The following is a 13,101-nucleotide window of genomic DNA, read 5'->3' as shown; positions in this document are numbered from 1 at the left end:
CGGGCGGCCTACCGCCTGAACAACACCGATGCCAGCGGAATCAGTACGCTGACCTTTGGGGTGGGCGACTGGCAGCCGCGTCAGGTGGTTACGCTGGAGGTGCTGGTGACGGTCAACGGCGAGGAAGCCCGCGCCCAGTCGTGGTTCCGCATCTGGTATTAGGATTCACTCCCATTCAATCGTTGCCGGGGGCTTGCTGGTGATGTCGTACACCACCCGGTTGATGCCGTTTACCTCATTGACGATGCGGTTGGCGACCCGCGCCAGCAGGTCATGCGGCAGGGCGGCCCAGTCGGCGGTCATAAAGTCCTGCGTGGTTACGGCGCGCAGGGCGACTACTTCCTGATAGGTACGCTGATCGCCCATCACACCCACCGAACGCACCGGCAGCAGCACGGCAAAAGCCTGGGCAATGCGCTGCGGGCTGCCGGGCGGGGTGCGACCCAGCAGACCGGCCTGCGCCAGTTCGCCGGTGAAAATGTGGTCGGCGGCGCGCAGGCGTTCCAGCCGTTCAGCGGTGATCGGGCCGAGACAGCGCACTGCCAGCCCCGGCCCGGGGAAGGGCTGCCGCCAGACCAGTTCTTCCGGCAGGCCGAGGGCCTCACCGACGATGCGTACCTCGTCTTTGAACAGGTAGCGCAGCGGCTCGACCAGCTCAAAATCAAACTCACTCGGCAGACCGCCGACATTGTGATGGGTTTTGATGCGCTGGGCCTTGCTGCGGTCAGGTGCAGCCGATTCGATCACATCCGGGTAGATGGTGCCCTGCACCAGAAAGGGGATTTTGCCCAGACGGCGCGCCTCGCGCTCAAAGGTGCGGATGAACGTCTCGCCGATGATGCGCCGTTTTTCCTCCGGCTCTTCCACCCCGGCCAGCGCGCCCAAAAATTCGGCGGCGGCATCCACCACAATCAGGTTTTCGCCCAGCGAGCGGCGGAAGGCGCGCTCAACCTGATCGCGTTCGCCGTGGCGCAGCATGCCCGTGTCCACGAAGACGGCGGTCAACTGGCTGCCGACGGCGCGCTGAACCAGCGCGGTGGCAACGCTCGAATCTACCCCGCCGCTGACCGCCGCCAGCACACGCTGATCGCCGACCTGCTGACGGATGCGGCTGACGGCCTGTTCGATGATCGCCTCGGGTGTCCAATCCGGCTGACAGCCGCAGATCTCTATCACGAAACGGCGCAGCATCTCGGCTCCGCCGGGGGTGTGATGCACCTCGGGGTGGAACTGTACGCCGTAGTAGGCGCGCTGCGGGTCGCCGATGGCGGCGATGGGGCTGTTCGGGCTGCGCGCCAGCACCTCAAAGCCGGGCGGCGGCTGTTCGATGCGGTCGCCGTGCGACATCCAGACCGGGTAACTGCCCGGCGGGAGCAGGGGGTTGGGCCGCAGCGTTTCGACCTGGGCCGGGCCGTATTCACGCTGTTCTGCCGGGGCAACCACCCCGCCCAGCGCGTGGGTGAGGGCCTGCATCCCGTAGCAAATGCCCAGCACCGGCAGACCCGATTGCAGCACATAGGCGGGGATGAACGGCGCATCTACCTCATAGACGGAGGCCGGCCCGCCGGAGAGGATGAAGCCGCGCGGTTGAATCGCCAGCACCTGTTCAGCGGGGGCGTCCCAGGGGAACAACTCGCAATACACCTGCGCCTCGCGCACGCGGCGGGCGATCAACTGGGCATACTGCGAGCCGAAATCTAAAATCGCAATCGCACTGGTCATGGAGCGAAAACGATTTTGCCTTCCACCATCGAAACGATGCAGGCCAGAGAAACGATGGGGACGTTGAGGAAGGCCAGCGCATCGCGCCCGCCCTCGAAAGTTTTTTCGATCAGCGCGCCGATGCCGACTACCTCCGCGCCGGCTGCCTGAGTCAGGCGCACCAGCCCCAGAATGGTGGCGCCGGAGGCGAGGAAGTCGTCAATAATCAGCACCCGCTCGCCGGAAGCCAGATACTCCGGCGAGACGATCAGCTCCACCGGCCGGCCGCGGGTGTGGGAGGGCGCAATGGTCAGGTAGACCGTATCCGGCATGGTGATCGGCTTGGTTTTGCGGGCATAGACCACCGGCACGCCGAGGTGCTTGGCGGTCATCAGCGCCGGGCCGATGCCGGATATCTCGGCGGTCAGCACACGGGTTGCGCCGACGTGGGCAAAGCGTTTGGCCAGTTCTGCCCCGCAGGCGTCCATCAAGATGGGATCCACCTGATGGTTGATGAAACTATCCACTTTGAGGATACCGCCCCCCAGATTTTTGCCTTCTTTCAAAATGCGTTCTTTGAGTGCCTGCATACGTTCCTCTCCCAAAAATAGTATTGTATGGACATTATTTTACGCCGAGTGAGGGGCGATTCCAATAGTGCAGGGCGAGAAAAAAGGGCATTCGGCCATTTTTTAAGAATTGCATCGGGATGAAAAATAGGGGGCTGCCCGCTGTGGGACAGCCCCCGCTGGGGTGCGTTTTGCGGATCAACTGGTCTTGATCGGGATGATCTTGCGCGCGCTTTGCGCTTCGGGCGTCTTGGGTAATTCAACGGTCAGCACGCCCTTGCGGTAACTGGCTTCGGCTTTATCCACCTGCACTTCGCAGGGCAGCGGGATGACGCGCTGGAACGAACCGTAGCGCCGCTCCATGCGGTAGTAATCTTCGCCCTTTTCTTCCTCTTCCTGACGCTTTTCACCGCGCAGGATCAGGGCATCCCCGCTGATGGAGATTTCGATGTCCTTTTCATCCAGACCGGGCAGTTCAGCGGTGACGATGACTTTTTTGTCGGTCTCTTTGACGTCCACGCGCGGGGTGAAGGTGTCCCATTCTTCATCGAACAAGCGCCAGGGCATCAGCGACCAGGGCCGTTCAAAGAAGGTGTCGAACCAGCGGTCGAAGTCCCGCATCAGCGCGCGCGGTTGATCGTTCTCGCGGCGGACGGCCAGCGAGCGTTTGGGGCGGAAGGGAATCAAGTCGGTGATCGGCATACCTTTCACCTCCTTTCGATCACGGGTTTACTGCTCATCCGGTTTTGACCGGGATACGGCGGATGCGAGCCGGACCGGCTTTGGGCAGGCGCAGATGCAGCACGCCGTGTTTCATTTCGGCTTCGATTTGGTCGCGGTCAATGTCATCGGCAAGAGTGAAGACACGCTCGTAATCGCCGCCTTCGTATTCGGCATATTCCAGATCGTAATCCTGCATGGCGGGCAGCTGCACCGTGCCGCGGATGGTGAGCACGTTCTTTTCGAGGACGACCTCCAGGTCATCCTGCCGGACACCGGGCATATCCGCCAGCACCAGAATATCGTCGTTGGTTTCGACGATATCCACCGCCGGAGCGAAAACGCGTCGGCTGCGGGTTTCGCGGACGGCGGGACGTTGTTCCTGTTGAACCTGAATGGCGCGGGTTTCCTCAGTCATGGCTCATCCCTCCTTTCCGTTGGATTCGGCAGCGTGTACGGCAATGCGTTTGGGTTTATCGGCTTCTGCGCGCGGCAGGGTGATGGTCAGAACGCCGTTTTCGTAGTGCGCTTCCACTTTGTCGGCATCAATGGCAAAGGGCAGCTGCAACGAGCGGGCAAATTCACCCTGGAAGCGTTCGCGGCGTTGATAGCGGGCGCCTTCCGGCAGATGGTTAACCAGCCGCTTACCGCGCAGGATGAGGGTATCATTGTTGACAGAAAGTTCCAGTTCTTCCGGGTTGATGCCGGGTAATTCTGCGGTGACGATTGCCTGATCATTGTTGGTCCAAATGTTCAAAGGCGGGAATTCGACCTCCATCCAGCGTCGGCGGCGGGGGAAGAAGGTATCAAACATCCGCTCCATCTCGCGCTGCATGCGGTCCATTTCGCGCTCCATGCGGCGCATCTCACGCCAGGGGAAGAGAGGTTCCAACATAAGCTATCCCTCCTTTCTTACGGATATGGTTGATTTGGGCTTGCGTTTTATTTAATAATTCATCAGTCTATGAAAAATATTAGCAAAGTGTAAAAGAAAGATCAGCGTTTGAGTGGTTTTTTGGTGTAGGAAAGGTTATAATAAAATTTGTTTGGAGCGGGAAGAAAGTTCTGTATAATTGAAAAAGTTTGGGGTGTTTTCTTAAATTTTGAATTCCTGTTTATGAATTTTCAATCTTTTCCGGTGTTGATTGCTACCCTCGGCAGTGAACCCCAGGTGGTTACTGCCGGGCTGGATTTGTTATTCAGCAAGGGGGTTGCCGTTCGGCGGGTGGAGGTGGTGCATACCACCGCCCCCGGCACGCCGATTGAGGACGCTGTGCAGCGCCTGCAAGCCGCGCTGGGCGATTATCAGCCGCGGGGGATTGTCTTCTCTTTCTTCCCGCTGGAAGAGCGGGGAAAGCCGTTTGCCGATACCGAAAGTGCGGCCGCCGGACAGGCGGTTTTGCGCTGTATCTACCGCCGGATTGCGTTTGCCAAGCAAAACGGCGAAACGGTGCATCTGCTGATTGCCGGCGGACGCAAGACTATGTCCATTTACGGCATGGTGGCGGCCCAAATGCTTTTTGATGAGGATGACCGTCTGTGGCATTTGTACTCGGCCGGCGATTTTTTGACCAGCAAACGGCTGCACCCCCAGCCGGGTGATGCAGTGCAGTTAGCCGCCATCCCGGTGGTGCGCTGGGGTGAGCTTTCTCCGGCCTGGCTGAGCCTGCGCGGCATTGATGACCCCTGGGCAGCGCTGGATGCCATCCGCCGGCTGCAGCTGGAACGCCGCCGCGAGGACATGCACAACTTTGTGATGGGTACCTTGACTTTTGCCGAGCGGCAGGTGGTGGAGATTCTGGTAACCACCGGCAAAAGCGACCGGGAAATTGCCGCCCTGCTGCATCTTTCGCCGCGCACGGTGGAGCAGCATTTACGCTCGGCATACACCAAAGCGGCGCAGCACTGGCAGATGGAAAGTGTGAACCGAACGCAGCTGATGGCGCTGCTGCAAGGCTATTATGTGACCAAAATAGGGGAAAACCCGCATGACAACGACGCGTAAATCACCTACAATCAAAATGCACTGCTGACAGACGGCGGCGGTTGCAGGGGGCAGCCGAGGGGAACCCGGCTGCCAGCAGTGCTTTTTTTTACCAAAAAAGGAGGGCATGAATGGAGAAAAATGATCAGGTATTTCTGGCGGCGCTGGCAGGACTGCTGCACGACATCGGCAAGTTTGCCCTGCGGGCCGGGGAGGGTGCCAGCCGGGTATGGGATGATGCGGCACAGCGTGACTACAAATACAAACACGCCCTGCTCAGTGAGGATTTTGTTCAAAAATATGTGCCTGAGGCGTGGCAAGGCCGGATTAAACTGGCGGTTGGCGGACACCACACACCCCACGACCGTCTGGCGGCTGCCGTAGCGCTGGCCGACCGCCTTTCGGCGGGGGAGCGCGCCGACCCGCTGCCCAATGAAGAAAAGCGGGACAATCACCCGGCGCAGCTGCTCTCCATTTTTTCGGATGTGCGCCTTCACGCGGCAGATAATGAAATTAAGCAGGTCTATTGGCCGTTAAGAGCTCTGGAATTGAGTGATAAGAGTCTCTTCCCCGCCGATAAGAATGGTGACCCCTGGAAGGAGTACGAGCAGCTCTACACCGATTTCACCGAAAGGGTGAGCAGTCTAAAAACTGCCTTTCAGCAGGGTAGCAACCTGCCCTACTACCTTGAAAGCCTGCTGGCGGAGATGCAGACAGCGCTGTGGTGTGTGCCTTCGGCTTACTACAAAACCAGACCGGACATCAGCCTTTACGATCACAGCCGCATGACCGCCGCACTGGCAGCAGCGCTGTATGACAGTCCAACGCTGAGCAATGCGCAGCTGAATGAATTTGCCCGTGAGCCGGAAGCGGTTGACCAGGAACTGGTGGCGCTGGTCGGCGGTGACCTGACCGGCGTGCAAAGCTTTCTTTACACCATCACCTCGCGCGGGGCAGCCAGCGGTCTGCGCGGACGGTCGTTTTACCTGCAATTGCTGGGACTGGTGATTGCCCGCTTTGTGATGGAGCAGCTCAACCTGCCCATTACCAACCTGATTTACGCCGGCGGCGGCAATTTTTACCTGATTGCCCGCCGTGAAGACGCCGAAAAACTGCCTGAAATTCAGGCGCAAATTACCCGCGCCCTGTTCAACGAGCATCAGGGCGAATTGGGCCTGATTTTACAGGCGCGCTTGCTGAACGGCCGGCACTTTTTCAACGGCAACATTCGCGCCGAGTGGGACGGGCTGATCGGTCAAATCAACGCCGCCAAATTAAAGCGGCTGGAAGGGCTGGAGGCGGATCTTGCCCGCGTCTTTGAGCCGCACGGTGTGGGCGGGAGTGCGCCGCAGCAGTGCGCTGTGTGCGGACGGGAGCACGCCGGGGTCAAAGTGAGGCAGGTGGATGAGGGCGTGATGCAAACGGTCAACAAATGCCCGGTGTGCGAATCCTACGAAGAGTTGGGCAAGCAGCTGCGCAAGGCGCAATTTCTGGTTTTGCAGCCGTGTGAACCCGACCTGCCGGGGCAGATTACCCTGCAGGCCGGACGCGGATGGCAGGAAGTTGCCCGCCGCTTTGGGTATCAGGTGGAAGTGCTGGAGGAACTCAAGCCTGAGCCGCAGGGAATTGTGTTTGCGTTGAATGACGGCGCTTTCCGTGCCTGTAAACCGCATCCCAGCCGTGCTGTTGCGCGTTACCTGCTGGTCAACGTAACCCCAATTCTGACCGATGAAGAGCATAACCAGTTGCGCGGCAAAGTGGATGACTTGCCCGTGCCCGGTTCGGTCAAGCCGTTGAGCGTTCTGGAAGAGCAGGCAAACGGCATCAAACGTGTAGGCGTCCTGCGCCTGGATGTGGATAACCTTGGCAAAATCTTTGCCGAGGGATTGGGCGAACGAGCCACCCTATCGCGGATTGCCTCGCTCAGTTTTGCCGTCAGCCTGTTCTTTGAAGGCTGGGTGGGGCAGATTGCCGAACAGATGAAGAAAGAATACGGCGACCGCCTGTATTCGATTTACTCCGGCGGTGACGATTTGTTCTTCGTCGGCAGCTGGGATGCGGTGGTGGAGTTTGCCATCCGCCTGCGGCGCGACCTGAGCCGGTTTACCGGCGAGCACCCCGATATTCACCCGAGCGGGGGGATTGTGCTGGTGGGCGGCAAGTACCCCCTCTATCAGGCGGCCGAGGAAGCCGGCGCTGCCGAAGAACAGGCCAAGGCCTACCGCTGGTGGGAAAACGGCAAAGTGCGTGAGAAAGACGCGCTCAGTTTTCTGGGCCAGCCGCTCAACTGGCAGCGTTTCGGCTACCACGATTGTGAATCGCAAAACAATAATACCGCGCATGCCCTGATGCACCGTTTGAAAGGAATGGTGAAGGATAACCAGAACCGCGCCGTGATTGGCACACTGATTCGCCTGCACGAGTTGTATCGCAGCACGCTGGAAAAACGGCAGAAGCGCGGCGAGGATATTAACCATGCCGGTCAGCGGCAGGCGCTGTGGGGGCCGTGGAACTGGCTGGCGGAGTATTACCTCAGCCGCATCAAAGGCGTACCCAAACCAGATGTGGATGAGCTGCGCGAACGCCTGAAACAGGATCAATTCCGCAGCATCGAATGGATCGGCCTGGCTGCCCGCTGGGCAGAGTTGATTACCCGCAAATCTCGTAAGGAGGAATGACATGAGTCCAATATCCGAAAATGAAGTGCAAAAGATCATCACCCAGGATGCCAGCGGTGAACTGCTGGTGCAAACGGCAGACCAGTTTGGCAGGGAGTTGAAAGACCTGAGTCTTTCCACCAGCCAGATTCGCAGCCTGTTCGGCGAGGTGCGCCAGATTCAGGGCGAGTGGGCGGTTGCCCGCCAGAAAGGCCCTCAGGCAGATGCCGAGCGCCAAAAGGTGCTGCGCCGGCTGATTCTGCTCAAACCGAAAATGGAGTACCGCGCCCGCCGCGAGCGCGGCCAGGCGGTGCGCGCCCTGGTGGACGTGCTGAAACCGGCGCTGGATGCGGTCACTCAGGCGCCGGCCGACAAGCAGGATGAGTACTTCAACCGTTTTGTCGAATTCTTCGAAGCCATTCTGGCCTATCACAAAGCCTATGGCGGCAACTAGCACCCCGCACGACTTAAAATTCAGGAGGTTATGATGAACAACAACAGCATTCAACTCAAAGGACGCGTTTTAATTCGTTTCGATGTGGTTGCCAAAACCGGGCTGCACATCGGCGGCACCGAATCCGGCATTGAAATTGGCGGGGTGGACAAAACCGTCATCCGCGACCCGCTGACCAACCGCCCCTACATCCCCGGCTCCAGCCTGCGCGGCAAAATGCGCAGCCTGCTGGAAAAGTACAAGGGACTCAAGCAAAACCAGCGCATCGGTCAGGGTTACATCCATTCCTGCGGCGCAGACAAGAGCGATGACAAGCAGACTTATCTGAATTGTGATGTTTGCACCACCTTCGGCGTGCCGGGCGAACGCGAGTTTGCCACCCCCACCCGCCTGATTGTGCGGGATGTTTTCATGGACGAGCAGCGCGCAAAGCAGCTGGAAGAAGCCGGCACCGACCTGCCCTATACCGAGGTCAAGACCGAGGTTTCGATTGACCGGGTTACTTCGGCGGCCAACCCGCGCCAGATGGAGCGTGTGCCGGCCGGCACCCGCTTCAGCGGAGCGGAACTGGTGTACTCGGTCTATGATGGCGCAGACTGCGATGCCAAAAAGGATGTGCAGCGCCTGAAAGTGATTGCCGAAGGGCTGCAACTGCTGCTGGATGATTACCTCGGCGGGCTGGGCAGCCGCGGCTCCGGCAAGGTGGATATCGAAAACATCCGCGTGGAATGGCGCGGCAAGGATTACAGCGCCAAACCGCTCGAACTGGGTCAATTTGAAACCGTAGCCGATTTTGCCGGCGGGCTGGCTTCGCTGCAGCAGACCATTCTTTCTCAATTGTAGGAGGGCGTCATGCCACCCTTTGAAGTGTATGCCCTCAAACTGAAGGGCGCCGTACGGGTTGGAAGGCGCGGGCTGGAACTGGAAGATACCCTGGCGACCATCCCCTCGGATACGCTGTTCAGCGCGCTGACGGCTGCGCTGGCTGCCGACGGGGAAGACCCGGCGCTGTTCTTACAGCCTTTTCTCAGCGATCCGCCTCAGCCGCCCTTTTTGTTGACTTCCACCTTTCCCTACGCCGGGGAAGTACGCTTTTACCCGGCCGTGGTGGACTGGACGAGCGCGCTCAGCCAAGAAAACCTGCGCGAGTACGGCAAACGAATCAAAAAGGTTCAATACCTGTCCGAAGGGTTGTTCCGGCGTCTGCTGCAGGGTGAGCCGCTGGATGAGTACCTCTTTCCAAAAGAGGACAACGCGCCGGTTGAGAAGGGAATCACCCTGCAGGGCGGCCAGGTGTGGCTGACGGTGGAAGAAGCGGAACGGCTACCGCCCGCCCTGCGCCTGCCAAAGAACAAACTGATTGCCCTGCGCCGCCAAAAGGTGTGGCAGCGCGCCCGCCAGCCGCACGTCAGCGTGGACCGCATCCGGCAGGCGTCGGATATCTTCCACACCGTTCAAATTCATTTTCAAAAAGGATGCGGGTTGTGGTTCGGCGTGCAGTGGCTGGCGGATGAGCGGCATCCTGCCCGGGCGCTGCTGCGCCGCGCGGTGGACAGCCTGCAGTTCAGCGGGCTGGGCGGCAAACGCTCCATCGGCTTTGGCGGTTTTGAAGTGTGCGAGGGCTTCCCGCAAAACCTGGCGTGGGAACTGCCCGCTGTCCGTTCCGGCCAGGCGGTTCTCCTGCTCAGCCGCTACCACCCGCGCGCCGCGGAGCTGCCGGCTGCGCTGCAAAACGGCCGCTACCAGCTGGTCAGTGTGGGCGGCTGGAGCGACCCCTTCGGCAGGGAAAATTTGCTGCGCCAGCGCGTGCTGATGGTCAGCGAAGGCAGCCGCCTGAACCTGCCCGCCTACCCAGCCGGCAAGGTGTGTGATGTTTCGCCGCGTTCGGCGGGTGACCTGCCGCACCCCATTTACCGCTACGGGCTGGCTTGCGCGGCCGGCTTGAAGGCGCAAGGAGGTCAACATGCCTGATTACACGCTCTTCGAGGCGCAGGTTTCCACGCTTACCCCGCTGCACATCGGCAGCGGTGTGGAACTGCTCAATCAGTATGATTACGCCATTTACAGGGGTCAAACCTGGCGGATTGACCACAACCGCCTGCTGGAAGCGCAAAAGATTGACGACCCGCGCCAGCTGGCGATCATCTCCCAACGGCCGCCGGTGGAGCTGCTGGAGGCGAGCGACTACCGCGCCGACAGTCCTTTCTTCCGCTACGTCCTTAAAGGCGTGCCGCGCGCGAGCGGCGAGGGCGCCGTGCTGCGCGAGCAGATCAAGGATGTGTATGACCGCCCATACCTGCCCGGCAGTTCCTTGAAAGGTGCGCTGCGCACCGCGCTGGCGGCCAACCTGTGGAAACAGCACGGCTTACAGCTGGAAGTCAACCGGCTGGGGCGCAATCCCAAGTTTGCCGCGCAGGAACTGGAGCGCTCTTTGTTGGGCAAAAACCCCAATCATGACCTGCTGCGTGCCTTGCAGGTCAGCGACAGTTTGCCGCTGACCGCCGGCGAGGCGTTGATGGTGGTCAACGCGCGGGTGATCAACCGCGGCGGCAAACTGGCTTCGCCCATCGAAATGGAAGCCATCCGCCCGGACGTGACCTTTGAACTGACCATCAAAGTGGATACGGCGCTGTTTTCCGCGTGGGCAAAAAGCGCCGGACTGAAGTTCACCGCCGAAAGCGCCCTGCTGGGGCTGCCGGCGCTGGTCAACAAACGCTCGCTGGAGCAGGCGCGCCGCGAAAAAGCCTGGTTCGAGCGCATTCCCAACGCCGGACGGCTGACCTCGTTCTACGACCAGATCCTGAAAAGCCAGCTGCAGCCCAATCAGATGCTGGTGTGCCTGGGCTGGGGCACCGGCTGGGAGAGCAAAACCTTTGGGACGCAGATGTTTGCCAGCCCGCAGGTGCGCGAGGCGCTGCTGCGTCAGTTCCGCATGGCGCGCGGGCGGCGTAATGCCGGGGACCCCTTCCCCCTCTCGCGCCGGGTGGCGGCCGCGTTTCAAAAAACCGCCAACGGAAGGACGGACGAAAGCCCGGCCCTGCCGCTCGGCTGGGTGCTGGTGCAGTTCAAGGCAGTCAAGGGTAATCAATCCCTGTGGAGGTAGATATGACGCACACGGTAATTACCTTTCTGGGCATCCGACCTCAGCAAACCACCTACCGCTATGAAGGAAAGAAGTATCAGGGACAGGTGTTTGCCGAGGCAATGCTCCAGTTTTTAACCTTTGACCGCATGCTGGTGCTGACCACCCGCGAAGCCGATTTGGTCTATCGAATTCTGGAAGAAAAGAATGACCCGCGTATTAAAAAAGTACCCATTCCAACCGGCAGGGATGACGCTGAAATGTGGGGCATCTTCGACAGGGTCATCGAATACATTCAGGAAGGCGAGGAGGTCACCTTTGATATTACGCATGGATTGCGCTCGATTCCCTTTCTGGCGTTTTTGTTTGCAGCCTACCTGAAGTCGGCTAAAAATGTGACGCTTCGCGCCATTCTTTACGGCGCATTGGATTTGAAAGATAACGGGGAAGCGCCGGTTTTGGACCTTTCGCGCTTTGCCGCCATGCTGGACTGGATCAACGCCTCCGATCAATTCGTTCAAACCGGAAACGCCAACCGGCTGGCGCAATTGCTGGCCAGCGTCAAGGAGCAAAAACGCGCTGCGGAAACCTTACGGGCGGTTTCGCAGGCGGCCTTTTTGTGTCAGCCGGTCAGTTTAATGAAAGCCAGCACTTCCCTTGCTCCCGACCTGATGAAGGCTGGCGCATCGTTCTCTTATACTTCTAAACCTTTCAGCGTCTTGTCAGAAAATATCATCCATATTTTTGATGAGTTTGCGCTGGAAGAACCGCTGGATAATCCGATGGAGTTTATCCGGCGGGAATGGAAAATGATTGAGTGGTACGTAGGCCATGGTCAGATGCTTCAGGCTGTCACGCTGGCGCGCGAGGTGATGATTGATGCGGTAGCCTTTCGTTATGAAAAAATCATTCAGTTGAAACACGACCAGCGGGCGTCCTTTGAAAGAGCCATTTCGGGCATTGCCAGACTGGGTCAGCCGATCACCGATGAAAACAGCGGTGAGCAGCGCAAATTCAGCGTTGATGACCTGAATCGAATCGGCTATCAGATTTACGAAACATGGCCGGATGCAGAGTGCATGGCAAAAACCTTTGCTAACCTGACCAGGCTGCGCAATCAGTTGAGCCACGCAGAGCATCAGGCCGACCGGATGAAACTTTCCAAAGTGGAGCGCGAGATTTCGAAAGTGCTGGCCGACCTGTACCAGCGGCTGGTCACGTGGGGCATCCTTCCCCCATCCGAAAACCCGCCCTCGACTTCCACTACCCCAACGGATTAGAGGTATTCCCATGCTCCTGCTCAACTTTTCTCATCCGCTCACCCCCGAACAGCTCCAGCAGGTGGAGGCGCTGATCGGCCGGCCGGTGGAGCAAACCTACGATCTCCCCGTCCACTTCAAGAACGACCAGCCCTTCCTGCCGCAGCTGAGCGCGCTGATGGCGCTCATCCCGCTCACCCCGCAGCAGTGGCAGAGCGCGCCCATCCTGATCAACCCGCCCTCGCTCAACTTCATCACCGCCCTGCTGCTGGCCGAGCTGCACGGACGCATGGGCTACTTCCCGCCCATCCTGCGCCTGCGCCCGGTGGCCGCGGCAGTGCCGCCGAGCTACGAGGTGGCCGAAATCCTCAACCTGAACGAGGTGCGCGAGCGCGCCCGCGCCGCCCGCTACGCCAACGGCGGGGAGAATCCGGCATGAGTGCTGCCCCCGACCTGCTCTCGCTGGTGCTGATCCTGCGCCCGCTGACCGCCGACGCCCCGCAGCGCCCGCTGCCCCAGTGGTGGGGGCGCGCTGCTCAGGCGCTGCTGCTGGATGTCGTCCGCCGCGCCGATGAAGCCCTGGCCGCCGACCTGCACGACGAAAGCGGGCTGCGCCCGTACACCGCCTCGAACCTGATGGGGCATTTCGGCGCCGGCCGGCAGCCGCTGTGCGAG

General features: G+C 59.9%; 13 protein-coding genes and 1 pseudogene. 9 read left to right on the top strand and 5 right to left on the bottom strand.

Annotated features, from left to right (window positions below; all coding sequences use genetic code 11):
* Positions 1-165 precede the first annotated feature (165 nt).
* The 5 genes from guaA to VAE48_RS03155 all read right to left on the bottom strand — a co-directional run bounded on the left by guaA (position 166) and on the right by VAE48_RS03155 (position 3,885).
* On the bottom strand, positions 166-1,722 hold the full coding sequence (gene guaA, locus VAE48_RS03175) for a glutamine-hydrolyzing GMP synthase (protein ID WP_322791867.1): 1,557 nt from the start codon (positions 1,720-1,722) through the stop codon (positions 166-168).
* Positions 1,719-2,291: a xanthine phosphoribosyltransferase gene (xpt, locus tag VAE48_RS03170; protein ID WP_322791866.1), complete on the bottom strand. Its 573-nt coding sequence runs from the start codon at positions 2,289-2,291 to the stop codon at positions 1,719-1,721. Before xpt ends, guaA begins: the two co-directional genes overlap by 4 nt.
* A gap of 177 nt (positions 2,292-2,468) precedes the next feature.
* On the bottom strand, positions 2,469-2,972 hold the full coding sequence (locus VAE48_RS03165) for an Hsp20/alpha crystallin family protein (RefSeq protein WP_322791865.1): 504 nt from the start codon (positions 2,970-2,972) through the stop codon (positions 2,469-2,471).
* Positions 2,973-3,006: 34 nt separating this feature from the next.
* Entirely contained in the window at positions 3,007-3,408 is a 402-nt protein-coding gene (locus tag VAE48_RS03160; protein WP_322791864.1) for an Hsp20/alpha crystallin family protein, read from the bottom strand.
* 3 nt (positions 3,409-3,411) lie between these two features.
* Positions 3,412-3,885 carry an Hsp20/alpha crystallin family protein gene (locus VAE48_RS03155; RefSeq protein WP_322791863.1) on the bottom strand — a complete coding sequence of 158 codons (474 nt, stop codon included), beginning with the start codon at positions 3,883-3,885 and terminating at the stop codon, positions 3,412-3,414.
* Between the two features lie 222 nt (positions 3,886-4,107).
* Between VAE48_RS03155 and VAE48_RS03150 the strand changes: the two genes are divergently transcribed.
* From VAE48_RS03150 to VAE48_RS03110, 9 genes and pseudogenes are all read left to right on the top strand, one after another.
* Positions 4,108-4,995: a CRISPR-associated ring nuclease gene (locus VAE48_RS03150; RefSeq protein WP_322791862.1), complete on the top strand. Its 888-nt coding sequence runs from the start codon at positions 4,108-4,110 to the stop codon at positions 4,993-4,995.
* Positions 4,996-5,105: 110 nt separating this feature from the next.
* Positions 5,106-7,652 carry a type III-A CRISPR-associated protein Cas10/Csm1 gene (gene cas10 / locus VAE48_RS03145; protein WP_322791861.1) on the top strand — a complete coding sequence of 849 codons (2,547 nt, stop codon included), beginning with the start codon at positions 5,106-5,108 and terminating at the stop codon, positions 7,650-7,652.
* Position 7,653: 1 nt separating this feature from the next.
* Positions 7,654-8,085, top strand: coding sequence for a type III-A CRISPR-associated protein Csm2 (gene csm2, locus VAE48_RS03140; RefSeq protein WP_322791860.1), 432 nt, complete (start codon positions 7,654-7,656; stop codon positions 8,083-8,085).
* A gap of 30 nt (positions 8,086-8,115) precedes the next feature.
* Positions 8,116-8,928: a type III-A CRISPR-associated RAMP protein Csm3 gene (gene csm3, locus VAE48_RS03135; protein WP_322791859.1), complete on the top strand. Its 813-nt coding sequence runs from the start codon at positions 8,116-8,118 to the stop codon at positions 8,926-8,928.
* A gap of 9 nt (positions 8,929-8,937) precedes the next feature.
* Complete coding sequence (gene csm4, locus VAE48_RS03130; RefSeq protein WP_322791858.1) at positions 8,938-10,056, top strand: type III-A CRISPR-associated RAMP protein Csm4; 1,119 nt, start codon at positions 8,938-8,940, stop codon at positions 10,054-10,056.
* Complete coding sequence (csm5, locus tag VAE48_RS03125) at positions 10,049-11,188, top strand: type III-A CRISPR-associated RAMP protein Csm5 (protein WP_322791857.1); 1,140 nt, start codon at positions 10,049-10,051, stop codon at positions 11,186-11,188. The genes csm4 and csm5 overlap by 8 nt, the downstream gene beginning before the upstream one ends.
* A 2-nt stretch (positions 11,189-11,190) precedes the next feature.
* Positions 11,191-12,447 carry a TIGR02221 family CRISPR-associated protein gene (gene csx2, locus VAE48_RS03120; RefSeq protein WP_322791856.1) on the top strand — a complete coding sequence of 419 codons (1,257 nt, stop codon included), beginning with the start codon at positions 11,191-11,193 and terminating at the stop codon, positions 12,445-12,447.
* A 10-nt stretch (positions 12,448-12,457) separates the two neighbouring features.
* Positions 12,458-12,865, top strand: a complete 408-nt coding sequence (csx15, locus tag VAE48_RS03115) for a CRISPR-associated protein Csx15 (RefSeq protein WP_322791855.1) — start codon at positions 12,458-12,460, stop codon at positions 12,863-12,865.
* Positions 12,862-13,101: pseudogene (locus VAE48_RS03110) on the top strand (hypothetical protein); the annotation flags it as partial. The gene csx15 and the pseudogene VAE48_RS03110, both read left to right, overlap by 4 nt.

This window comes from Bellilinea sp., assembly GCF_034432615.1.
GTDB lineage: Bacteria > Chloroflexota > Anaerolineae > Anaerolineales > Anaerolineaceae > Bellilinea.
The sequence above is the reverse complement of the archived record's forward strand: the minus strand, read 5'-3'. Positions and strand labels throughout refer to the sequence as shown.

Excerpts from the sequence above, each read along its gene's own strand:
- guaA (WP_322791867.1), bottom strand. The coding sequence starts at position 1,722 with ATGACCAGTGCGATTGCGATTTTAGATTTCGGCTCGCAGTATGCCCAG.
- xpt (WP_322791866.1), bottom strand. The coding sequence starts at position 2,291 with ATGCAGGCACTCAAAGAACGCATTTTGAAAGAAGGCAAAAATCTGGGG.
- VAE48_RS03165 (WP_322791865.1), bottom strand. The coding sequence starts at position 2,972 with ATGCCGATCACCGACTTGATTCCCTTCCGCCCCAAACGCTCGCTGGCC.
- VAE48_RS03160 (WP_322791864.1), bottom strand. The coding sequence starts at position 3,408 with ATGACTGAGGAAACCCGCGCCATTCAGGTTCAACAGGAACAACGTCCC.
- VAE48_RS03155 (WP_322791863.1), bottom strand. The coding sequence starts at position 3,885 with ATGTTGGAACCTCTCTTCCCCTGGCGTGAGATGCGCCGCATGGAGCGC.
- VAE48_RS03150 (WP_322791862.1), top strand. The coding sequence starts at position 4,108 with ATGAATTTTCAATCTTTTCCGGTGTTGATTGCTACCCTCGGCAGTGAA.
- cas10 (WP_322791861.1), top strand. The coding sequence starts at position 5,106 with ATGGAGAAAAATGATCAGGTATTTCTGGCGGCGCTGGCAGGACTGCTG.
- csm2 (WP_322791860.1), top strand. The coding sequence starts at position 7,654 with ATGAGTCCAATATCCGAAAATGAAGTGCAAAAGATCATCACCCAGGAT.
- csm3 (WP_322791859.1), top strand. The coding sequence starts at position 8,116 with ATGATGAACAACAACAGCATTCAACTCAAAGGACGCGTTTTAATTCGT.
- csm4 (WP_322791858.1), top strand. The coding sequence starts at position 8,938 with ATGCCACCCTTTGAAGTGTATGCCCTCAAACTGAAGGGCGCCGTACGG.
- csm5 (WP_322791857.1), top strand. The coding sequence starts at position 10,049 with ATGCCTGATTACACGCTCTTCGAGGCGCAGGTTTCCACGCTTACCCCG.
- csx2 (WP_322791856.1), top strand. The coding sequence starts at position 11,191 with ATGACGCACACGGTAATTACCTTTCTGGGCATCCGACCTCAGCAAACC.
- csx15 (WP_322791855.1), top strand. The coding sequence starts at position 12,458 with ATGCTCCTGCTCAACTTTTCTCATCCGCTCACCCCCGAACAGCTCCAG.